Origin of the sequence: Pseudomonas sp. Sample_23 (assembly GCF_004307595.1) — a bacterium.
Lineage (GTDB): Bacteria > Pseudomonadota > Gammaproteobacteria > Pseudomonadales > Pseudomonadaceae > Aquipseudomonas > Aquipseudomonas atacamensis.
Genome location: NZ_RCNX01000009.1, coordinates 23,247 through 42,623, shown reverse-complemented (window position 1 = coordinate 42,623; position 19,377 = coordinate 23,247). Strand labels below are relative to the sequence as shown.

Genomic DNA, 19,377 nt, shown 5'->3' with positions numbered 1-19,377 from the left:
CTGTAGTAGCTGCCGAAGGCTGCGATCTTTTGATCTTGTTTTTATGGGTCGAGATCAAAAGATCGCAGCCTTCGGCAGCTCCTACATGGAGTTACGTCCTTTAGCCGCTATCAGTGCGTGCGGGTCACTTTGCTCAAATGGCGCGGCTGATCCGGGTCCATGCCCCGCGCCACGGCCAGGCCTGCGGCCATCACGTAAAAGCTCTGGATCGCCAGAATCGGATCGAGGGCCGGGTGTTCGGCGCGAGTCAGGGTCAGGTCGCGTTCGCTGACGTCATCCGGCGCGGCGAGCAAGACCCGGGCGCCGCGCTGGCGCATTTCCGCCGCCAGGCTCAGCAGGCCGGCCTGCTCGGCACCGCGCGGGGCGAAAACCAGCAGCGGATAGTGTTCGTCGATCAGCGCCATCGGGCCGTGACGGACTTCGGCGCTGCTGAACGCTTCGGCCTGAATCGCCGAGGTTTCCTTGAACTTCAGCGCCGCTTCCTGGGCAATGGCGAAACCGGCGCCACGGCCGATCACCATCAGGCGCTCGCAATCGCGCAGGGCTTCGATGGCCACGCTCCAGTCCTGTTTCGCCGCTTCGCGCAGGCCTTCTGGCAGGGCATCGTGGGCTTGCAGCAATTCGCGGTCCTCTTTCCAGTGCGCGATCAAACGCGCGCTGGCGCTGAGGGTGGCGATAAAGCTTTTGGTCGCAGCGACGCTGCTTTCAGTCCCGGCAAGCAGCGGCAGGCTGAATTCACAGGCCGCTTCGAGTGGCGAATCGGCAGCGTTAACCATCGACACGCTCAGCGCGCCACGCTTGCGCAACAGGCGCAGGCTGTTGACCAGATCCGGGCTCTGCCCCGACTGCGAAAACGCAAAGGCGACCTGACCGCTGACTTTCAGTGGCGCCTGCTGCATGGTCACCACCGACATCGGCAACGAGGCCACCGGCACGCCCAGTTGCTGCATGGTCAGGTAGGCGAAGTAGCTCGCCGCGTGGTCGGAGCTGCCACGGGCGACGGTCATCGCCACTTGCGGCGGCTGACGGCGCAGGCGCCCGGCGATCTCGATCATCGGCGCGTCGAGCTGTTGCAGTTGGGCTTGCACGGCCTCGAACGAGGACAGCGCCTCCTCAAGCATTTTTGAAGTCAATGTCTTCTCCTTCGACCATGACGGCGGTCAGTGTGAGTGAGCGATCGAGCCGCACGCAGTCGGCCCAGGCGCCGGGGGCAAGGCGCCCGCGTTCGGTGATGCCGAGGTAGTCGGCGGGAAATTGCGACAGACGCTGCGAGGCTTCGGCGATCGGCAGACCGATCTTGACCAGATTGCGCAGGGCCTGATCCATGGTCAGGGTGCTGCCGGCCAGCGTGCCGTCGGGCAGACGCACGCCGCCCAGGCATTTGGTCACGGTGTGGCTGCCAAGCTTGTATTCACCGTCGGGCATGCCGGCGGCGGCGGTCGAATCGGTGACGCAATACAGGCACGGGATAGAACGCAGGGCTACGCGAATGGCGCCGGGGTGTACGTGCAGCAGATCGGGAATCAGCTCGGCGTATTTGGCGTGGGCCAGTGCTGCGCCGACGATGCCCGGCTCGCGGTGATGCAGCGGGCTCATGGCGTTGTAGAGGTGGGTGAAACTGCTGGCACCGGCAGCCAGCGCGGCGACGCCTTCCTCGTAGCTGCCGAGGGTGTGGCCGATCTGCATGCGGATGCCACGGCTGCTCAGCTCGCGAATCAATGCATCGTGACCGGCGATTTCCGGGGCAATGGTGATGACGCGGATCGGTGCCAGCGCCAGATATTCTTCGACTTCTGCCATCAACGCGGTGTGGGCGAAGTTCGGTTGAGCGCCGAGTTTTCCCGGGTTGATGTAAGGGCCTTCAAGGTGTACGCCAAGCACTCGCGCGGCGCCTTTCGGACGCTGTTTGCAGAATTCTCCTACCTCTTTCAAGACGCTGGAAATCTCCGCACTCGGCGCGGTCATGGTCGTGGCCAACAGCGAGGTGGTGCCAAAGCGCACGTGGGTTTTGCTGATGGTTTCGAAGGCTTCGGCGCCTTCCATAATGTCTTTGCCACCGCCGCCGTGCACATGCAGGTCGATGAAACCCGGCAGCAGATAGGGTAGATCGTTAGCCGCCGGATCGCAGGGCACGCCTTCGATCGACACGATCTTGCCGTGTTCGTGAATCAGCCGGCCGCGAACCCAGCCGCTGGCGGTGAGGATGTTGTCTTCGGACATTTTCGTTCTCGCTTGGGGTTGCGCTCAGCGGCGCAGCTCTGCAACAAAGTCGTAGTAGTCGTTGCGGCAATAGGTGTCGGTGACTTCGATCGGCGTGTTGTCTTCCAGATAGCCGACCCGGGTCATCAGCAGCATGGCGGTGCCGGGGGCGATGCCGACCAGCGCGGCGAATTCGTCCGAGGCGTTGATTGCCTGGATGTGCTGAAGGGCGCGGACGATCGGTTTGCCGATGCCGTCGAGGTATTCGTAAAGCGAATCGCCCACCGCTTGCGGCCTGGGCATGATCGACGCGGGCAGGGTGCTCATTTCGATCGCCATGACCGTGTCATCGGCTTTGCGCAGGCGCTTCATGCGCGCCACCTTGTCGTTCGGCGACAGGCCGAGGCGGATCAGTTCTTCGTGAGTTGGCAGGGTGATCTCCCGCTCCAGCCATTTCGAGCTCGGCACGAAACCTTTCAAGCGCAGCATTTCGCTGAAGCCGGACAGACGCGACAGCGGTTGTTCCAGGCGTGGGGTGATGAACGTGCCCGAGCCTTGCAGGCGGCGGATCAGGCCTTGCTCAAGCAAAACTTCCAAAGCCTTGCGTGCGGTGACCCGGGAGATGCCGAGCTGGTCGCTGAGGTTGCGCTCGGACGGCATCGCCTGTTCGGCCTTCCACTGCCCGGCATGAATCGCCGCTTCCAGATTGCGCGCCAGTTGCAAGTACAGCGGCGTCGGCTGGGAGTCATCGGGGCGTAGGGTTTGAAGGTCGTTCATGTAGGTCGTTTCCGTCGCGAGTATAGGATTGTTGTGGCTCGCTTGTGCGACGGAAGCTAATACCACTTGAATACCATGTCAACGCGATGAAATGGCGTCTGACCCAATGGATTGGCGGGTTTCAGGGGGGAGTGTTTAAAGTGGTATTAGTGATGGCCTATAAAAAGCAAAAGATCGCAGCCTGCGACAGCTTCTACAGTTAAGAGTGGTATCACCCCTGTAGGCGCTGTCGCAGGCTGCGATCTTTTGATTTATTTTTTTGCGGTGACCAGCGGTCGAGGTTACGGACGAATCTCGATCATCGTGCCGTCCGGTACCAGATTCCACACTTCACGCATGTCGACGTTGCGCATGGCGATGCAGCCGTCGGTCCAGTCGAGGGTATGGAACAACTGCTCCGGATTGTCTGCCGAATCCGGGGTGCCGTGGATCATGATCATCCCGCCGGGCTCGACACCTTCACGGCGTGCGCGGGCGGCATCGCTGATGTTCGGGTAGGAGATGTGCATCGACAGGTTGAATTTCTCGCTGGTCTTGCGCCAGTCGATCCAATAGAAACCTTCGGGTGTGCGTTTGTCGCCCTCGATCAGTTTCGGGCCTTTCTTTGCACCCTTGCCCAAGGAGATGCGATAGGTCTTCAGCGGCTTGCCGTCGGCAATCAACTGCAGTTGGTGGGCCGATTTCAGTACCAGGACTTTTTCGATCAGCGGAGTGTTCGAGGGCGTCACGGTGGTCACGAATGACGCTTGCGAAACGCTGACGAACGACAGGCACAACAGGGCAAGCAAGCAACGCATTGAAACGATTCCCCAAGAATGACGCAGACACATAGTGATAGATGCAGGTGTGGTTATCGGCAGGGTGCCGCGAAGCTCAAGTAATCGCCGGCTGCACCAGTGGCGGAATCGACTCCGAACGCACCGGGTAAACCTCGCTGCGCCGATCGGCGAAGAAACATTCCAGCGTGCGCCCGACCGTGCGGAAAGCCAGCTCGTCCCAGGGAATGTCGGCTTCTTCGAACAGCTGCACTTCAAGGCTTTCCGGCCCGGCCGCGTATTGCAGATCGGCCAGTTCGGCGCGGAAGAACACATGCACCTGGCTGATATGCGGCACGTCGATCAGCGTGTAGATGCTCAGGTTGCGCACCCGGGCGCAGGCTTCTTCGGCGGTTTCGCGGATGGCGGCCTGCTCGATGGTCTCGCCGTTTTCCATGAAGCCGGCAGGTAGCGTCCAGTAACCGAGACGCGGCTCGATGGCGCGGCGGCAGAGCAGCACTTTCGTCCCCCAGGTCGGCACGCAACCGGCGACGATATTGGGGTTCTGGTAGTGAATGGTCTGACAGCTGTCGCAGACAAATCGCAGCCGCGAGTCGCCTTCGGGAATGCGCTGGGTGACCGGGTTACCGCAGTGGCTGCAAAATTTCATGCTCGGGTTCCTGAATGCTGCGCCTATCTTGGCGTGCAGCGGGGCCGGTCGGCAAGTTGTCGTTTCGCGACACGACGGGTTTCGGGGGCTTGGGCGCTCGCTTTGATTGGTGCATGATGCGGAGCAAGGCACCGATCGAGAACACTCATGCTGGACGAGCTACTGCATAGGGTAAGCAACCACACACCGCGTACGCTGGAGACCGACGCACGTTTCCCCGAAGCCGCCGTGCTGGTGCCGATCACCCGCAGTGACGAACCGGAACTGGTCCTGACCCTGCGCGCCAGCGGGCTTTCGACCCATGGCGGCGAAGTTGCCTTCCCCGGAGGGCGCCGCGACCCGGAAGATCCGGACCTCATATTCACCGCGCTGCGCGAAGCCGAGGAAGAGATCGGCCTGCCACCGGGCCTGGTCGAAGTCATCGGCCCGCTCAGTCCGCTGATTTCCCTGCATGGCATCAAGGTAACGCCGTATGTCGGCGTGATTCCCGACTTTGTCGAATACCAGCCCAATGATGCCGAGATCGCCGCCGTCTTCAGCGTGCCGCTGGAATTCTTCCGCAAGGACCCGCGTGAGCATACCCATCGCATCGACTATCAGGGCCGCAGTTGGTATGTGCCGAGCTATCGCTTCGGCGAGTACAAGATCTGGGGCCTGACGGCGATCATGATCGTCGAGTTGATCAACCTGCTCTATGACGCCAAAATCAGCCTGCACCGACCGCCGAAAAGCTTTATCGATACCTGAGCCGTCGTTCGAACGGCCGTGAGCCCTGAGGAAAACAAAATGAAATACCGCCTGGGCGACGCCCGTGTCGAAACCCATCCACAGAGCTGGGTCGCGCCCAATGCCGTGCTGGTGGGCAAGGTTCGCCTGGAAGAGGGCGCCAACGTCTGGTTCAACGCTGTGTTGCGCGGCGACAACGAACTGATCCTCGTCGGCAAGAACAGCAATGTGCAGGACGGTACGGTGATGCACACCGACATGGGCTATCCACTGACCATCGGTACCGGCGTGACCATCGGCCACAACGCGATGCTTCACGGTTGCACGGTCGGCGATTACAGCCTGATCGGTATCAACGCAGTGATTCTCAACGGCGCGAAGATCGGCAAGAACTGCATCATCGGCGCCAATTCGCTGATCGGCGAAGGCAAGGAAATTCCCGACGGTTCGCTGGTGATGGGCTCGCCGGGCAAGGTCGTGCGTGAACTGACCGAGGCGCAAAAGAATATGCTCGAAGCCAGCGCCGCGCACTATGTGCATAACTCGCAGCGTTACGCCCGCGATCTGGTCGAGCAGGAACAATGACGACTGTTGAACGACCAGTCGCCTCTCCCTGCGTGAATATCTGCGCGCTGGACGAAGATGATGTTTGCACCGGGTGCCAGCGCACGGTCGCGGAGATCACCCGCTGGGGCCGCATGAACAATGACGAGCGCCGCGTCGTGCTGGGGTTGTGTCATGAACGGGCGAAGGCGAGTGGATTGGTCTGGATGATTCCCGCGAAGTCAGGCGTCTGAACCACCGCTTTCGCGAGCAGGCTCGCTCCCACCTTGAAAATGCGTTCCACTGTGGGAGCGAGCCTGCTCGTGAAGACGTCGGTCCTGTCACCGCACCTATTGGCGCAATACCAGCGCTCAAGTAACCTGTGCGCCACATTTACAGGCCACCTCCATGATCTTCCTCATCGCCTACATCAGCAGCGTCGTGCTGATCAACTTCGCCTTTTCCACCGCACCGCACCTGGACATCATCTGGTCGGCCTGGGGCGGGCTGGTGTTCGTGCTGCGCGACATGGTGCAAACGCGCTTCGGTCATGGCGCGATCGTGGCGATGCTGGCGGCGCTGGTGCTCTCCTACATCACGTCCGACCCTTCCATCGCGCTGGCCAGCGCCACGGCGTTCGCGGTTTCCGAGTGCATCGACTGGCTGGTGTTCAGCATCACCAAGCGGCCGTTGCGTGATCGTCTGTGGATCAGTTCGGCGCTGAGCATTCCGCTGGATACCTTCATCTTTTTCGGCATGATCGACGCCTTGACGCCGCCGGTGATCATCACCGCGCTGGCCTCCAAGTTCGCCGGCGTTACCGCGGTCTGGCTGATCATGGCCTGGCGTGATCGCAAACAGGCTGTCGCCAGCTGAAGCCAAACCCTCGGGTTCATGTAAAATGCCGCGCTTTCTCCCCATGGAAAGCGCACCTGCGTGGCTTTCCTCGATGATCCGCTTCCTTTGAGGACCTGAGATGACCCGTATCGGAACTCCATTGTCGCCAACCGCGACCCGCGTATTGCTGTGTGGCTGTGGTGAGTTGGGCAAGGAAGTGGTAATCGAACTGCAGCGCCTGGGCGTTGAAGTGATTGCCGTCGACCGCTACGCCAACGCGCCGGCCATGCAAGTCGCCCATCGCAGCCACGTGATCAACATGCTCGACGGCGCTGCTCTGCGTGCAGTGATCGAAGCCGAGAAGCCGCACTTCATCGTGCCGGAAATCGAAGCCATCGCTACCGCCACGCTGGTCGAGCTGGAAGCCGAAGGCTTCACCGTGATTCCGACCGCGCGTGCGGCGCAGCTGACCATGAACCGCGAAGGTATTCGTCGTCTGGCTGCCGAAGAGCTGGACCTGCCGACCTCGCCGTACCACTTCGCCGACACCTTCGAGGACTACAGCAAAGCCGTTCAGGACCTGGGTTTCCCTTGCGTGGTCAAGCCGGTGATGAGTTCGTCGGGCAAGGGCCAGAGCCTGCTGCGCAGCGCCGATGACGTACAGAAAGCCTGGGATTACGCGCAAGAGGGCGGTCGCGCCGGCAAAGGTCGGGTGATCATCGAAGGCTTCATCGACTTTGACTACGAAATCACCCTGCTGACCGTGCGCCACATTGGCGGCACCACGTTCTGCGCACCGGTGGGGCACCGTCAGGAGAAGGGCGACTATCAGGAATCCTGGCAGCCGCAGGCCATGAGCCCGATTGCTCTGGCTGAATCCGAGCGCGTTGCCAAAGCAGTCACTGAAGCGCTGGGTGGCCGTGGTCTGTTCGGCGTCGAGCTGTTCATCAAAGGTGATCAGGTGTGGTTCAGCGAAGTGTCGCCACGGCCGCATGACACCGGTCTGGTCACGCTGATTTCCCAGGACCTGTCGCAATTCGCCCTGCATGCCCGCGCCATTCTCGGCCTGCCGGTGCCGCTGATCCGTCAGTTCGGCCCGTCGGCGTCGGCAGTGATTCTGGTGGAAGGGCAGTCGACCCAGACCGCATTTGCCAACCTGGGCGCTGCGTTGAGCGAGCCGGACACCGCGCTGCGTCTGTTCGGCAAGCCGGAAGTGAACGGTCAGCGCCGCATGGGCGTGGCGCTGGCCCGTGATGAGTCGATCGAGGCTGCACGTGCCAAGGCGACCCGTGCGTCGCAGGCGGTTGTTGTCGAGCTGTAAACCGAGTTGCGGCATACATTCGCGAGCAGGCTCGCTCCCACATTTGGAATGCATTTCCCTGTGGGAGCGAGCCTGCTCGCGAAGCTTTTTACCTTCCGTCAGGCAACCCGACTCAGATCGTTATTGCGCGTCTCCTTCAAGCACAGCACCGCAATCAGACTCAAAACCGCCGCCGCCGACACATACCCGCCGACATAGCTCAACCCGCCCATCGCCACCAGCTTCTGCGCAAAGAACGGCGCCGCCGAGGCTCCGACGATGCCGCCGAGGTTGTACGCCGCTGAAGCGCCGGTATAACGCACGTGGGTCGGAAACAGCTCAGGCAACAGCGCGCCCATCGGTGCGAATGTCACGCCCATCAAAAACAGCTCGATGCACAGAAACAGCGCCACGCCCCAGGTCGAGCCCTGCGTTAGCAATGGCTCCATGAGAAATCCGGACAGAATCGCCAGCACGCCACCGATGATCAGCACCGGTTTGCGCCCGTAACGGTCGCTGGCCCAGGCCGACAAAGGCGTCGCGGCGGCCATGAACAACACGGCAAAGCACAGCAGGCCAAGGAAAGTCTCGCGGCTGTAACCCAGCGTCGATACGCCATAGCTCAGGGAAAACACCGTCGAGATATAGAACAGTGCATAGCAGACCACCATCGCCGCCGCCCCGAGCAGGGTCGGCGCCCAGTATTGGCTGAACAACTCGACCAGCGGCACCTTGACTCGCTCCTGACGGGCGATCGCATTGGCGAACACTGGCGTTTCATGCAATTTCAGGCGCACATACAGGCCGACCATCACCAGCGCCGCACTGAGCAGAAACGGAATACGCCAGCCCCAACTGCGGAACTGTTCGTCATCCAAGGTCATGGCCAAGGTCAGGAACAGGCCGTTGGCCGCAAGAAAACCAATCGATGGCCCGAGCTGCGGGAACATGCCGAACCAGGCGCGTTTGCCCTTCGGTGCGTTTTCCGTGGCCAGCAGCGCTGCGCCACCCCATTCGCCGCCAAGGCCCAGGCCCTGACCGAAACGCAGCACACACAGCAGAATCGGCGCCCAGGCACCAATGCTGTCGTAGCCCGGCAACACGCCAATCAAGGTGGTGCACACGCCCATCAACAGCAGTGAGGCGACCAGCGTCGATTTACGGCCGATACGGTCGCCGAAGTGGCCAAACAGTGCCGAACCCAGTGGTCGGGCGAGGAAGGCAATGCCGAAAGTGAGAAAAGCGGAAAGCATCTGCGCGGTGCCGGAGGTCTGCGGAAAGAACACCGGCCCGATCACCAGCGCCGCAGCAGTGGCGTAAACGTAGAAGTCGTAGAACTCGATGGCGGTGCCGATGAAGCTTGCCGTGGCCACGCGGGTGGCGGAATTGGTCGGCTGGGCAGGCGCGGTTTCGCTGTAAGCGGTATGGGTCGTCATGCGGTGATCCCTGACAGTCATGAGCTCCAGTGGAGCGAATTATTATGGTCGAACACCCAGGGATGTGGGGTAGGGCGCGAGCGCTGTTTCGAGTGGGAACAGTCGTCGGTTTGCAGCGGAAACAGTCAGGATCCGGGCAGTGCCGGGTAGGCACAGGGATCGACGGCGCTTGGGTAAGCGCCTCGATTATAGGAAGGGGGCTAACGATCAAACAAGCGCAAACAATGCAGCTTTATCGAGCAGGCACCAGAGCAGGCACCGATGAGGTCAGCCAGATCAGCACCTTGCTCACCCGGTTCTCCTCGGTCTCGAGGATTTCCAGTCGATAACGCCCGATCTTCAGGCACACCGCGCTTTCCGGAATGGTTTCCAGCGCTTCGGTGACCAGGCCGTTGAGCGTCTTCGGCCCGTCGCTCGGCAGGTGCCAGCCCAGGCACTTGTTCAGGTCGCGGATCGATGCGGCGCCATCGATCACCATACGCCCGTCGGCTTGGGGATGGATGTGCGGATTGTCGAGGCTGTGCTCGCTTTCGAATTCGCCGACGATCTCTTCGAGAATGTCTTCAAGGGTGACGATGCCCAGCACTTCACCGTACTCGTCCACGACCATGCCGAGACGGCGTTGCTGCTTGTGGAAGTTCAGCAGTTGCAGTTGCAGCGGCGTGCTTTCCGGGACGAAGTAAGGCTCGTAGCTGGCGGCCAGCAGTGCCTCGCGGGTCAATCCGCCGTTGCTCAGCAAATGGCCGATCTGGCGGGTGTTGAGCACCGCTTCGACCTGATTGATGTCACTGTGAAACACCGGTAGACGCGTGCGCTTGTTCTCGCGCAGTTGCTCGATGATCTCTTCGATCGAATCGTCGAGGTTGATGCCGTCGACGTCACTGCGCGGCACCAGAATGTCGTTGACCGTGATGTTGTCCAGCGCATGAATGCCCGACACCGGGTGGGTGCGGACCGGATGGTCGTGATCCTCATCGTGATCGGCCGGCAACTCGTCCTCGCTCTGTTGCACCACCTGAGCCTTGCGCGTGAACGGGGTCATCAACAAAGCGCTGACCCGGCTGAACAGCCACGCAAAGGGGTAGACGATTTTCATCGGCACGGTCAGCAGGGCATTGCCGAACGCCAGCACGGCATCCGGATAGCGCCGAGCCACGGTGCGCGGGAAATAATCGGCGAACACCAACAGGATGCCACCGGCGCCCAGGCACGCCGCCCACGGGCCGTTTTCTTCGCAGAGGAAAATCGCCAGCAACGTCGCGATGATCACTGCGAGGGCGCGGCACAGGGTGTTGCAGAGGATCAGGGTGTCGAGCGGGAAGCTCAGCTTCGCCAGCGGTTTATCGCTGGCGCGCGAGGCGATACGTTGCGCAAGCAGGTGCTGCTGCGCGATTTCGACGGCGGTAAACAGCCCTGACCATAAAATCAGCAGGACAAATACCGCGAGCATCGGCCCTATGGGCAAACCGTCCATTTATGCCGCCCGTCAGATGTGCAGAATGTATTCACGAACCAGTTTGCTGCCGAAGTACGCCAGCATCAGCAGGCAGAAACCGGCGAGGGTCCAGCGAATCGCCTTGTGGCCGCGCCAGCCCAGACGGTTGCGGCCCCACAACAGCACGCTGAAGACGATCCATGCCAGGCAGGCCAGCAGGGTCTTGTGCACCAAGTGCTGAGCGAACAGGTTCTCGACGAACAGCCAGCCGGAAATCAGCGATAGCGACAGTAGCGTCCAGCCGGCCCAGAGAAAGCCGAACAGCAGGCTTTCCATGGTTTGCAGGGGCGGGAAGTTCTTGATCAGCCCGGACGGGTGCTTGTGCTTGAGCTGATGGTCCTGAACCAGCAGCAGCAACGCCTGGAACACGGCGATGGTGAACATGCCGTAAGCGAGGATCGACAATAGAATGTGCGCGAGAATGCCAGGCTCTTCATCGATGATCTGCACCGTGCCGGTCGGAGCGAACTGCGCCAGCAATACCGTGATCGCGCCCAGCGGGAACAGCAGCACCAGCAGGTTTTCCACCGGGATCCGCGAACAGGCGAGCAGGGTCAGGGCGATTACCGCAGCAGCGATCAGACTGGACGCACTGAAAAAGTCCAGGCCAAGGCCGATCGGGGTCAATAGATGTGTAAGCAGGCTGGCGCCGTGGGCGAGCACGGCGAAGACGCCGAGGCTGACCAGCAGGCGCTTGTTCGCCTTGGCGCCGGTGGCCAGGCGGGTGCTTTGATAGACGGTCGCAGCGGCATAGAGCAGGGCGGCGGCGAGGGTGGTCAGCAAACTGGGTGACAAGGGGAGCATAAATCCTGTTAGGCGAGCCCGAAAGGCGCTGAGTTTGGCATAGAACCGCCACGGCACGAAAGACTCCCCAAGCTGACGGCGAGGTGTCCGCCGGCCGCAGTCTTCGCTATAATCCGCGACCTGCCCACGCCGCAGGCTCGCCGAGCACATGTTGATTCCGGTCTGGGCCGCCATTATCCCGGTTCGTACAGGGCCTGAAAGGATCGCGCAATGTTTGAAAACTTAACCGACCGTCTCTCGCAGACGCTGCGCCATGTCACCGGCAAGGCGAAGCTGACCGAGGACAATATCAAAGACACCCTGCGTGAAGTGCGCATGGCGTTGCTCGAAGCTGACGTCGCATTGCCGGTGGTCAAGGACTTCGTCAATTCGGTCAAGGAGCGCGCTGTCGGCACCGAGGTGTCGCGCAGCCTGACGCCGGGCCAGGCATTCGTGAAGATCGTCCAGGCCGAACTCGAAAGCCTGATGGGTGCGGCCAACGAAGACCTCAACCTGAGTGCCGTTCCGCCAGCCGTGATTCTGATGGCCGGTCTGCAGGGCGCGGGTAAAACCACCACCGCCGGCAAACTGGCGCGCTTTCTTAAAGAGCGCAAGAAGAAGTCGGTCATGGTTGTTTCGGCGGACATATATCGTCCGGCGGCGATCAAGCAGCTGGAAACCCTGGCCAACGACATCGGCGTGACGTTCTTCCCGTCCGACCTGAGCCAGAAGCCGGTCGACATCGCCAATGCGGCTATTAAAGAAGCAAAACTGAAATTCATCGACGTGGTCATCGTCGATACCGCCGGTCGTCTGCACATCGACGAAGAGATGATGGGCGAGATCAAGGCGCTGCACGCCGCGATCAACCCGGTCGAAACCCTGTTCGTGGTCGACGCCATGACCGGTCAGGACGCCGCCAACACGGCCAAGGCGTTCGGCGATGCGCTGCCGCTGACCGGTGTGATCCTGACCAAGGTCGACGGCGACGCCCGTGGCGGTGCCGCGCTGTCGGTGCGCGCCATCACCGGCAAGCCGATCAAGTTCATCGGTATGGGCGAGAAGAGCGAAGCGCTCGATCCGTTCCACCCTGAGCGTATCGCCTCGCGAATCCTCGGCATGGGCGACGTGCTCAGCCTGATCGAACAAGCTGAAGCGACGCTGGACAAGGACAAGGCCGACAAACTGGCCAAGAAGCTGAAGAAAGGCAAGGGCTTCGACCTCGAAGACTTCCGCGATCAGCTGCAACAGATGAAGAACATGGGCGGCCTCGGCGGGCTCATGGACAAACTGCCGAGCATCGGCGGCGTCAACCTGTCGCAGATGGGCAATGCCCAGAACGCCGCAGAGAAGCAGTTCAAGCAGATGGAAGCCATCATCAATTCCATGACCCCGGCCGAGCGCCGCGACCCTGAGCTGATCAGCGGTTCGCGCAAGCGCCGGATCGCCATGGGTTCCGGCACGCAGGTGCAGGACATCGGCCGCTTGATCAAGCAGCACAAGCAGATGCAGAAGATGATGAAGAAATTCACCGCCAAGGGCGGTATGGCAAAAATGATGCGCGGCATGGGCGGTATGTTGCCCGGCGGCGGCATGCCGAAAATGTAAAGACTTCGCCGGTCGTCGCACCGGCGCAGACCCTGCAAGGACGCAGGATCAACAGCAAACCCGCACTCGGCGGGAGCTGACTGGCCGTTTTATCGACGGCTCTCTATGCAAATCTGCACGGCATGCCATGGGCGCCGGAAAAAGTCATTTGCAAAAGTCCGGATATTCCTTAGAATATGCGGCCTTTCGGGCACCCATGCCCGCTGTGCATTTAGATTTGCAGCACCGACTACAGGAACGATGTTCACATGCTAACAATCCGTCTTGCCCTTGGCGGCTCCAAAAAGCGCCCGTTTTACCACCTGACCGTAACCGACTCGCGTAACCCGCGTGACGGCTCCCACAAAGAACAGGTTGGTTTCTTCAACCCTGTTGCCCGTGGTCAGGAAATCCGTCTGTCCGTGAACCAAGAGCGCGTTGCCTACTGGCTGAGCGTTGGTGCACAACCTTCTGAGCGCGTTGCTCAGTTGTTGAAGGAATCTGCCAAGGCTGCGGCCTGAGCAATATGAACGCGACGCCAGCCCCTGCCGATGATTTGATCGTTATTGGCAAAATTTATTCTGTTCATGGCGTTCGCGGCGAAGTGAAGGTTTATTCCTTTACTGATCCGACTGAAAACCTGTTGCAGTACAAAACCTGGACGCTCAAGCGCGAAGGCAATGTCAAACAGGTCGAGCTGGTCAGTGGACGCGGGAGCGACAAGTTCCTGGTCGCCAAGCTCAAGGGTCTCGATGATCGTGAAGAAGCTCGTCTTCTGGCCGGTTATGAGATCTGCGTGCCGCGCAACCTGTTCGCTGAATTGACCGAAGGCGAGTACTACTGGTACCAGCTGGAAGGTCTGAAGGTCATCGACACCCTTGGGCAACTGCTCGGGAAAATCGATCATCTTCTGGAAACCGGCGCCAATGATGTAATGGTCGTCAAGCCTTGCGCTGGCAGCCTGGATGATCGCGAACGCCTGTTGCCCTATACGGAGCAATGCGTGTTGGCCGTCGACCTGGAAGCGGGCGAGATGAAGGTGGATTGGGACGCGGACTTCTGAACGTGGCTAACTTGCGCGTAGAAGTGATCAGTTTGTTTCCCGAGATGTTTTCCGCCATTGGCGATTACGGCATCACCAGTCGTGCGGTCAAACAGGGGCTCTTGCAGCTGACCTGTTGGAATCCGCGAGATTACACGACGGATCGGCATCACACTGTGGACGATCGCCCGTTTGGCGGTGGTCCGGGCATGGTGATGAAGATCAAGCCCCTGGAAGATGCGCTGGCTCAGGCCAAGGCAGCAGCCGGGGAGGCGGCGAAGGTGATTTACCTGTCCCCCCAAGGCCGTCAACTTACTCAGTCGGCGGTACGCGAGCTGGCACAATCGGATGCATTGATCCTGATTGCCGGCCGCTACGAAGGCATTGACGAGCGCTTTATTGAGGCTCATGTCGATGAAGAGTGGTCGATTGGCGACTATGTACTGTCTGGCGGCGAGCTGCCGGCCATGGTCCTGATCGATGCGGTTACACGACTGCTGCCTGGAGCTTTAGGGCATGCGGATTCCGCTGAGGAAGATTCCTTTACGGATGGTCTGCTGGATTGCCCGCACTACACCCGACCGGAGGTGTATGCGGATCAGCGTGTTCCCGACGTGTTGCTGAGTGGCAATCACGCGCATATCCGGCGTTGGCGTTTACAGCAGTCCCTTGGTCGGACCTATGAACGACGCGCCGATCTTCTGGAAAGCCGCTCGCTTTCTGGAGAAGAGAAGAAGCTGCTCGAGGAATACATCCGCGAGCGGGACGATAGTTAACAACGTATCGATGGTAGATCGAACGATTTACCTTAGGAGCACAGCATGACCAACAAAATCATCCTTGCACTCGAAGCAGAGCAGATGACCAAAGAAATCCCTACCTTCGCCCCAGGCGACACTATTGTCGTTCAGGTGAAAGTGAAGGAAGGCGATCGTTCCCGTCTGCAAGCGTTCGAAGGCGTTGTAATCGCCAAGCGTAACCGCGGCGTGAACAGTGCGTTCACCGTTCGTAAAATCTCCAACGGTGTTGGCGTAGAACGTACTTTCCAGACCTACTCCCCGCAGATCGACAGCATGGCTGTTAAACGTCGCGGTGACGTACGTAAAGCCAAGCTGTACTACCTGCGCGACCTGTCGGGTAAAGCAGCACGCATCAAGGAAAAACTGGCTTAAGCCCAGCTTCCGATGCAGAAAAAAGCAGCCTACGGGCTGCTTTTTTGTTGCCCGGGATTTGTGCTGCAAAGATCTTCAGTCTGTCCGTGACCCAGTCGCGGCCTTCGCGAGCAGGCTCGCTCCCACAGGAATACAGTGGGAGCGAGCCTGCTAGCGAATCGATCCGTCAGGCGCCGGAACCTTGCGGTTGAATCAATGCCAGCAACGTCCACCCAGCTCCCGGCTTCAACGCCGTTTCCGGTGTCACCACATGCACCCAGCCGCTGTCATCACGCATGAACAGCAGCGTCGCGCGATTGCCGTGCAGCGCTTGGTAATCCTCCCAGCCGAAGCCGTCCGTCAATGTCGTGCTGTAAAGCTCCGCTCCCTGGCCCATCTGGCCGGCCAGTTTCGAATAGGTCAGTGCCTCACTGCCCAATTGATTGCCCCGGTGTTCCAGGCTTGCGCGGTGCTTGTCGCTGCGGCGGCTTTCATGGCCGCTGGCCAGACCGAACAGGCGCTGATGACCGAAGTCATGACGAAAGCGCATCGCCGCCAATGTGTTCAGCTCGCCCGACGGTGACAGCGCCAGCAAATGCCCCAGCCCCACCAGATCCAGATGCGCGTCGGCATGCTGCGACGCCGGGTTGCCGAAATAAGTCGGCAAGCCTTCCATGCGTGCCGCGCGGATATTCTCCCAGCTCGAATCGGTCAGTAGCACGCGACTGCCCAGTTGCTGCAGCGACTTGCCCAATTCACGGGCCGGGCCATTGGCTCCAACGATCAGAAAACCGCTCGGCGCCGGTTCGGCGACCTTTAACAGCCGTGCCAGCGGTCGCGCCGTTGCGCTTTGCAAAACCACGGTGCCGATGATTACCGCAAAGGTCAGCGGCACCAGGAGCAGGGCGCCTTCATGCCCGGATTCATCCAGGCGAATCGCGAAAATCGCCGAGACAGCCGCAGCGACGATCCCGCGCGGCGCGATCCAGCACAGCAACGCCCGTTCGCGCCAGCTGAGACTGGAACCGGCGGTGCTGAGCAAAACATTCAACGGACGGGCGATCAGCTGGATCACCAACAGCAGAATCAACACCAGCGGTCCCAGACCGATCAAAGCGTTCAGGTCCAGGCGCGCCGCGAGCAGGATGAACAGCCCGGAAATCAGCAACACGCTGAGGTTTTCTTTGAAGTGCAGGATGTGCCGCACGTCCACGCCTTTCATGTTGGCCAGCCACATGCCCATCAGCGTCACCGCCAGCAGTCCGGACTCATGCATCACTTGGTTGGCACCGATGAAAATCGCCAGCACGGCTGCCAGGGAGGCCAGGTTATGCAGGTATTCCGGCAGCCATTGACGTCGGATCACCGTCCCCAGCAGCCAACCACCGACGACACCAAACACCGCGCCGCAGAGGATCACCCCGCCGAAGGTGAGAAGACTTTGCTTGAGGCCATGCCCTTCAGCGCTGGCGATGATGAAGCTGTACACCACGACGGCGAGCAGAGCGCCGATCGGATCGATGACGATGCCTTCCCAGCGCAGGATGTTGGCAATCGAAGCTTTTGGCCGCACCACCCGCAGCATCGGCACGATCACGGTCGGACCGGTGACCAGCGTCAGGCTGCCAAACAGAATCGCCAGCATCCAGTCGAAGCCAAGCAGAAAATGTGTGGCGACCGCGATGACGATCCAGGTCGAGATCGCACCGAGGGTCACCAGGCGATGGACGACGCTGCCGATCTCTTTCCATTCCGACAGGTGCAGGGTCAGGCTGCCCTCGAACAGGATCAGCGCCACCGCCAGCGACACCAGTGGCATCAGCAGCGGGCCGAACATTTCCTGCGGGTCGAGCCAACCCAGCAGCGGGCCTGCAAGAATGCCGGTCAGCAGCAGAAACAGAATGGCCGGCAGCTTCAGGCGCCATGCCAGCCACTGACAACCCAGCGCCGCCGCGCCGATCCCGCCAAATGCCAAGAGAATTTGCTGCTCGTTCATTGATGCTCCCTGTTCCTTGATCTGGCTGGCTATGAAAGACTAGCGGCCATTCCCGTCGTTCACTGTCTATTTGCGCGCAGTGTTAAAAACTGCCTGCCCCGAGCACCCATGCCTGCCATCGACCATCCGCTGATTGATCAATTCCTCGACGCTTTATGGCTGGAGAAAGGCCTGTCCGACAACACCCGCGACGCCTATCGCAGTGACCTCGCGCTGTTCAACGGCTGGTTGCAGGAGAAAAATCTCGAGCTGATCAATGCCGGCCGCGAATTGATCCTCGATCATCTCGCGTGGCGGCTGGAGCAAAACTACAAGCCGCGCTCCACCGCGAGATTTCTCTCCGGGGTGCGTGGCTTTTATCGCTATCTGTTGCGGGAAAAACTGATCAGCGTCGACCCGACGTTGCGCGTCGACATGCCGCAACTGGGGCGGCCGTTGCCCAAGTCGCTGTCGGAAGCCGATGTCGAAGCGCTCCTCAAGGCGCCGGATCTGAGCGACGCCATCGGCCAGCGCGACCGCGCGATGCTGGAAGTGCTGTATGCCTGTGGCCTGCGCGTGACCGAACTGATCAGCCTGACGCTGGAGCAGGTCAACCTGCGCCAAGGCGTATTGCGGGTGATGGGCAAGGGCAGCAAGGAGCGTCTGGTGCCGATGGGCGAGGAGGCGATTGTCTGGGTCGAGCGTTATATGCGTGATGGTCGTGGCGAGTTGCTCGGTGGCCGCCCCAGCGATGTGCTGTTCCCCAGCCAGCGCGGCGAGCAGATGACCCGGCAGACGTTCTGGCATCGCATCAAGCATCAGGCCAAGGTCGCCGGGATCAGCAAGTCGCTGTCGCCGCACACCTTGCGCCACGCGTTCGCCACACACCTGCTCAACCATGGCGCGGACTTGCGCGTGGTGCAGATGCTGCTCGGCCACAGCGACCTGTCTACGACGCAGATCTATACCCATGTCGCCCGCGCCCGCTTGCAGGACTTGCATGCCAAGCACCACCCACGCGGCTGACACATCCCATAATGTTGAAACACTGACCTGTGGCGAGGGGATTTATCCCCGTTCGGCTGCGCAGCAGTCGCAAACCCGGCTGGCTCGATTTTGAGTGAAAGATCGCGGTGGATGGCTTAGGGCTGCTTCGCAACCCAGCGGGGATAAATCCCCTCGCCACAATAATGTGTGTCCGCCACATGTGGTTGTGGGTCAGTGGCACATGAGTGTGTGGCGACAGGCGCATTCGGCCCTCGTGACCTTATGTGTTAGGCTTTGCCGGTTTGCACGATGGACGGTTATGACCCGGTGTTTCGCACGGGCGTTCTGACCGTTTCATTGGCCCGCCCTCAGGAGTACTCATGCGTCTGACCCAGATTTTCGCCGCCGCCGCCATTGCGTTGGTGAGCACCTTTGCCGTCGCTGACGACGCGGCTGACAAAGCCATTCGTCAAAGCCTGGAAAAACTCGAACTCGAGGTTCCGGTCGAGAGCATCAGTGCCAGCCCATTGCCTGGCATGTACGAAGTCAAACTCAAAGGCAGCCGCGTGCTGTACGCCAGCGCCGATGGCCAGTACATCGTGCAGGGCAACCTGTACCAGCTGGCGAATGGCAAACCGGTCAACCTGACCGAGAAGACCGAACGCCTGGGCATTTCCAAACTGATCAATGCCATCCCGGTGGCCGAAACCGTGGTCTACCCGGCCGTGGGCGAGACCAAATCGCATATCACCGTGTTCACCGACACCACCTGTCCGTACTGCCATAAACTGCACGCCGAAGTGCCGGAGCTGAACAAGCGCGGCATTGAAGTGCGCTACGTGGCGTTCCCGCGCCAGGGCCTGAATTCGCCGGGTGACGAGCAGCTGCAAGCAGTGTGGTGCTCGAAAGACAAGAAAGCCGCCATGGACAAAATGGTCGATGGCAAGGAAATCAAGGCCGCCAAGTGCGATAACCCGGTTTCCAAGCAATTCGCCCTCGGTCAGTCGATCGGCGTGAACGGTACACCGGCCATCGTTTTGGCCGACGGCCAGGTCATTCCGGGCTACCAGCCGGCGCCACAAGTCGCCAAACTGGCGCTGGGCGCGAAGTAATT

21 protein-coding genes are annotated in these 19,377 nt (G+C 60.6%); 12 read left to right on the top strand and 9 right to left on the bottom strand.

Annotated features, from left to right (window positions below; all coding sequences use genetic code 11):
* Nucleotides 1-110 precede the first annotated feature (110 nt).
* The 5 genes from D8U82_RS01715 to D8U82_RS01695 all read right to left on the bottom strand — a co-directional run bounded on the left by D8U82_RS01715 (nt 111) and on the right by D8U82_RS01695 (nt 4,401).
* On the bottom strand, nt 111-1,133 hold the full coding sequence (locus D8U82_RS01715) for an SIS domain-containing protein (RefSeq protein ID WP_122610742.1): 1,023 nt from the start codon (nt 1,131-1,133) through the stop codon (nt 111-113).
* The gene (nagA, locus tag D8U82_RS01710) at nt 1,114-2,220 is read right to left on the bottom strand and encodes an N-acetylglucosamine-6-phosphate deacetylase (RefSeq protein WP_130888429.1); all 1,107 of its coding nucleotides are present in this window, start codon (nt 2,218-2,220) and stop codon (nt 1,114-1,116) included. Before nagA ends, D8U82_RS01715 begins: the two co-directional genes overlap by 20 nt.
* Before the next feature lie 24 nt (nt 2,221-2,244).
* Nucleotides 2,245-2,976: a GntR family transcriptional regulator gene (locus tag D8U82_RS01705; protein ID WP_016771550.1), complete on the bottom strand. Its 732-nt coding sequence runs from the start codon at nt 2,974-2,976 to the stop codon at nt 2,245-2,247.
* Between the two features lie 281 nt (nt 2,977-3,257).
* Nucleotides 3,258-3,773, bottom strand: a complete 516-nt coding sequence (locus D8U82_RS01700) for a L,D-transpeptidase family protein (RefSeq protein WP_130901538.1) — start codon at nt 3,771-3,773, stop codon at nt 3,258-3,260.
* Between the two features lie 76 nt (nt 3,774-3,849).
* Nucleotides 3,850-4,401, bottom strand: coding sequence for an NUDIX hydrolase (locus D8U82_RS01695; protein ID WP_016771548.1), 552 nt, complete (start codon nt 4,399-4,401; stop codon nt 3,850-3,852).
* A 147-nt stretch (nt 4,402-4,548) separates the two neighbouring features.
* Between D8U82_RS01695 and D8U82_RS01690 the strand changes: the two genes are divergently transcribed.
* The 5 genes from D8U82_RS01690 to purT all read left to right on the top strand — a co-directional run bounded on the left by D8U82_RS01690 (nt 4,549) and on the right by purT (nt 7,828).
* The gene (locus tag D8U82_RS01690) at nt 4,549-5,148 is read left to right on the top strand and encodes a CoA pyrophosphatase (RefSeq protein WP_016771547.1); all 600 of its coding nucleotides are present in this window, start codon (nt 4,549-4,551) and stop codon (nt 5,146-5,148) included.
* 39 nt (nt 5,149-5,187) lie between these two features.
* The gene (locus tag D8U82_RS01685) at nt 5,188-5,712 is read left to right on the top strand and encodes a gamma carbonic anhydrase family protein (protein WP_130888428.1); all 525 of its coding nucleotides are present in this window, start codon (nt 5,188-5,190) and stop codon (nt 5,710-5,712) included.
* Nucleotides 5,709-5,924, top strand: a complete 216-nt coding sequence (locus D8U82_RS01680) for a DUF1289 domain-containing protein (RefSeq protein ID WP_039759143.1) — start codon at nt 5,709-5,711, stop codon at nt 5,922-5,924. Before D8U82_RS01685 ends, D8U82_RS01680 begins: the two co-directional genes overlap by 4 nt.
* A 154-nt stretch (nt 5,925-6,078) precedes the next feature.
* The gene (locus tag D8U82_RS01675; protein ID WP_016771544.1) at nt 6,079-6,546 is read left to right on the top strand and encodes a VUT family protein; all 468 of its coding nucleotides are present in this window, start codon (nt 6,079-6,081) and stop codon (nt 6,544-6,546) included.
* Between the two features lie 100 nt (nt 6,547-6,646).
* Complete coding sequence (purT, locus tag D8U82_RS01670; RefSeq protein WP_024011715.1) at nt 6,647-7,828, top strand: formate-dependent phosphoribosylglycinamide formyltransferase; 1,182 nt, start codon at nt 6,647-6,649, stop codon at nt 7,826-7,828.
* Between the two features lie 98 nt (nt 7,829-7,926).
* On the opposite strand, the gene D8U82_RS01665 is transcribed toward purT, so the two are convergent.
* The 3 genes from D8U82_RS01665 to ccsA all read right to left on the bottom strand — a co-directional run bounded on the left by D8U82_RS01665 (nt 7,927) and on the right by ccsA (nt 11,542).
* Nucleotides 7,927-9,243 (bottom strand): MFS transporter, encoded by a 1,317-nt coding sequence (locus D8U82_RS01665; protein ID WP_130901537.1) that lies wholly within the window; start codon nt 9,241-9,243, stop codon nt 7,927-7,929.
* A 232-nt stretch (nt 9,244-9,475) separates the two neighbouring features.
* Nucleotides 9,476-10,717, bottom strand: coding sequence for a CNNM domain-containing protein (locus D8U82_RS01655; protein ID WP_130901536.1), 1,242 nt, complete (start codon nt 10,715-10,717; stop codon nt 9,476-9,478).
* Between the two features lie 12 nt (nt 10,718-10,729).
* Nucleotides 10,730-11,542 carry a cytochrome c biogenesis protein CcsA gene (ccsA, locus tag D8U82_RS01650; RefSeq protein ID WP_016771539.1) on the bottom strand — a complete coding sequence of 271 codons (813 nt, stop codon included), beginning with the start codon at nt 11,540-11,542 and terminating at the stop codon, nt 10,730-10,732.
* Nucleotides 11,543-11,752: 210 nt separating this feature from the next.
* Between ccsA and ffh the strand changes: the two genes are divergently transcribed.
* From ffh to rplS, 5 genes are all read left to right on the top strand, one after another.
* Nucleotides 11,753-13,129: a signal recognition particle protein gene (ffh, locus tag D8U82_RS01645; protein ID WP_007967791.1), complete on the top strand. Its 1,377-nt coding sequence runs from the start codon at nt 11,753-11,755 to the stop codon at nt 13,127-13,129.
* Nucleotides 13,130-13,377: 248 nt separating this feature from the next.
* Nucleotides 13,378-13,629, top strand: coding sequence for a 30S ribosomal protein S16 (gene rpsP, locus D8U82_RS01640; RefSeq protein ID WP_003185073.1), 252 nt, complete (start codon nt 13,378-13,380; stop codon nt 13,627-13,629).
* A 5-nt stretch (nt 13,630-13,634) separates the two neighbouring features.
* Entirely contained in the window at nt 13,635-14,171 is a 537-nt protein-coding gene (rimM, locus tag D8U82_RS01635; protein ID WP_016771538.1) for a ribosome maturation factor RimM, read from the top strand.
* Nucleotides 14,172-14,173: 2 nt separating this feature from the next.
* Nucleotides 14,174-14,926, top strand: coding sequence for a tRNA (guanosine(37)-N1)-methyltransferase TrmD (trmD, locus tag D8U82_RS01630; RefSeq protein ID WP_038860625.1), 753 nt, complete (start codon nt 14,174-14,176; stop codon nt 14,924-14,926).
* 45 nt (nt 14,927-14,971) lie between these two features.
* Entirely contained in the window at nt 14,972-15,322 is a 351-nt protein-coding gene (gene rplS / locus D8U82_RS01625; RefSeq protein ID WP_003175895.1) for a 50S ribosomal protein L19, read from the top strand.
* Between the two features lie 166 nt (nt 15,323-15,488).
* Here rplS and D8U82_RS01620 read toward each other — a convergent pair whose 3' ends face one another.
* Nucleotides 15,489-17,297, bottom strand: coding sequence for a sodium:proton antiporter (locus D8U82_RS01620; protein WP_130901535.1), 1,809 nt, complete (start codon nt 17,295-17,297; stop codon nt 15,489-15,491).
* A gap of 108 nt (nt 17,298-17,405) precedes the next feature.
* Here D8U82_RS01620 and xerD point away from each other — a divergent pair, with 108 nt between their 5' ends.
* The gene (gene xerD / locus D8U82_RS01615; RefSeq protein WP_016771535.1) at nt 17,406-18,302 is read left to right on the top strand and encodes a site-specific tyrosine recombinase XerD; all 897 of its coding nucleotides are present in this window, start codon (nt 17,406-17,408) and stop codon (nt 18,300-18,302) included.
* Nucleotides 18,303-18,643: 341 nt separating this feature from the next.
* The gene (dsbC, locus tag D8U82_RS01610; protein WP_016771534.1) at nt 18,644-19,375 is read left to right on the top strand and encodes a bifunctional protein-disulfide isomerase/oxidoreductase DsbC; all 732 of its coding nucleotides are present in this window, start codon (nt 18,644-18,646) and stop codon (nt 19,373-19,375) included.
* The last annotated feature ends 2 nt before the right edge of the window (nt 19,376-19,377 follow it).

What these genes read in the sequence shown, in the direction of transcription:
- nagA (WP_130888429.1), bottom strand. Translation starts at nt 2,220, where the DNA reads ATGTCCGAAGACAACATCCTCACCGCCAGCGGCTGGGTTCGCGGCCGG.
- D8U82_RS01705 (WP_016771550.1), bottom strand. Translation starts at nt 2,976, where the DNA reads ATGAACGACCTTCAAACCCTACGCCCCGATGACTCCCAGCCGACGCCG.
- D8U82_RS01700 (WP_130901538.1), bottom strand. Translation starts at nt 3,773, where the DNA reads ATGCGTTGCTTGCTTGCCCTGTTGTGCCTGTCGTTCGTCAGCGTTTCG.
- D8U82_RS01695 (WP_016771548.1), bottom strand. Translation starts at nt 4,401, where the DNA reads ATGAAATTTTGCAGCCACTGCGGTAACCCGGTCACCCAGCGCATTCCC.
- D8U82_RS01690 (WP_016771547.1), top strand. Translation starts at nt 4,549, where the DNA reads ATGCTGGACGAGCTACTGCATAGGGTAAGCAACCACACACCGCGTACG.
- D8U82_RS01685 (WP_130888428.1), top strand. Translation starts at nt 5,188, where the DNA reads ATGAAATACCGCCTGGGCGACGCCCGTGTCGAAACCCATCCACAGAGC.
- D8U82_RS01680 (WP_039759143.1), top strand. Translation starts at nt 5,709, where the DNA reads ATGACGACTGTTGAACGACCAGTCGCCTCTCCCTGCGTGAATATCTGC.
- D8U82_RS01675 (WP_016771544.1), top strand. Translation starts at nt 6,079, where the DNA reads ATGATCTTCCTCATCGCCTACATCAGCAGCGTCGTGCTGATCAACTTC.
- purT (WP_024011715.1), top strand. Translation starts at nt 6,647, where the DNA reads ATGACCCGTATCGGAACTCCATTGTCGCCAACCGCGACCCGCGTATTG.
- D8U82_RS01665 (WP_130901537.1), bottom strand. Translation starts at nt 9,243, where the DNA reads ATGACGACCCATACCGCTTACAGCGAAACCGCGCCTGCCCAGCCGACC.
- D8U82_RS01655 (WP_130901536.1), bottom strand. Translation starts at nt 10,717, where the DNA reads ATGGACGGTTTGCCCATAGGGCCGATGCTCGCGGTATTTGTCCTGCTG.
- ccsA (WP_016771539.1), bottom strand. Translation starts at nt 11,542, where the DNA reads ATGCTCCCCTTGTCACCCAGTTTGCTGACCACCCTCGCCGCCGCCCTG.
- ffh (WP_007967791.1), top strand. Translation starts at nt 11,753, where the DNA reads ATGTTTGAAAACTTAACCGACCGTCTCTCGCAGACGCTGCGCCATGTC.
- rpsP (WP_003185073.1), top strand. Translation starts at nt 13,378, where the DNA reads ATGCTAACAATCCGTCTTGCCCTTGGCGGCTCCAAAAAGCGCCCGTTT.
- rimM (WP_016771538.1), top strand. Translation starts at nt 13,635, where the DNA reads ATGAACGCGACGCCAGCCCCTGCCGATGATTTGATCGTTATTGGCAAA.
- rplS (WP_003175895.1), top strand. Translation starts at nt 14,972, where the DNA reads ATGACCAACAAAATCATCCTTGCACTCGAAGCAGAGCAGATGACCAAA.
- D8U82_RS01620 (WP_130901535.1), bottom strand. Translation starts at nt 17,297, where the DNA reads ATGAACGAGCAGCAAATTCTCTTGGCATTTGGCGGGATCGGCGCGGCG.
- xerD (WP_016771535.1), top strand. Translation starts at nt 17,406, where the DNA reads ATGCCTGCCATCGACCATCCGCTGATTGATCAATTCCTCGACGCTTTA.
- dsbC (WP_016771534.1), top strand. Translation starts at nt 18,644, where the DNA reads ATGCGTCTGACCCAGATTTTCGCCGCCGCCGCCATTGCGTTGGTGAGC.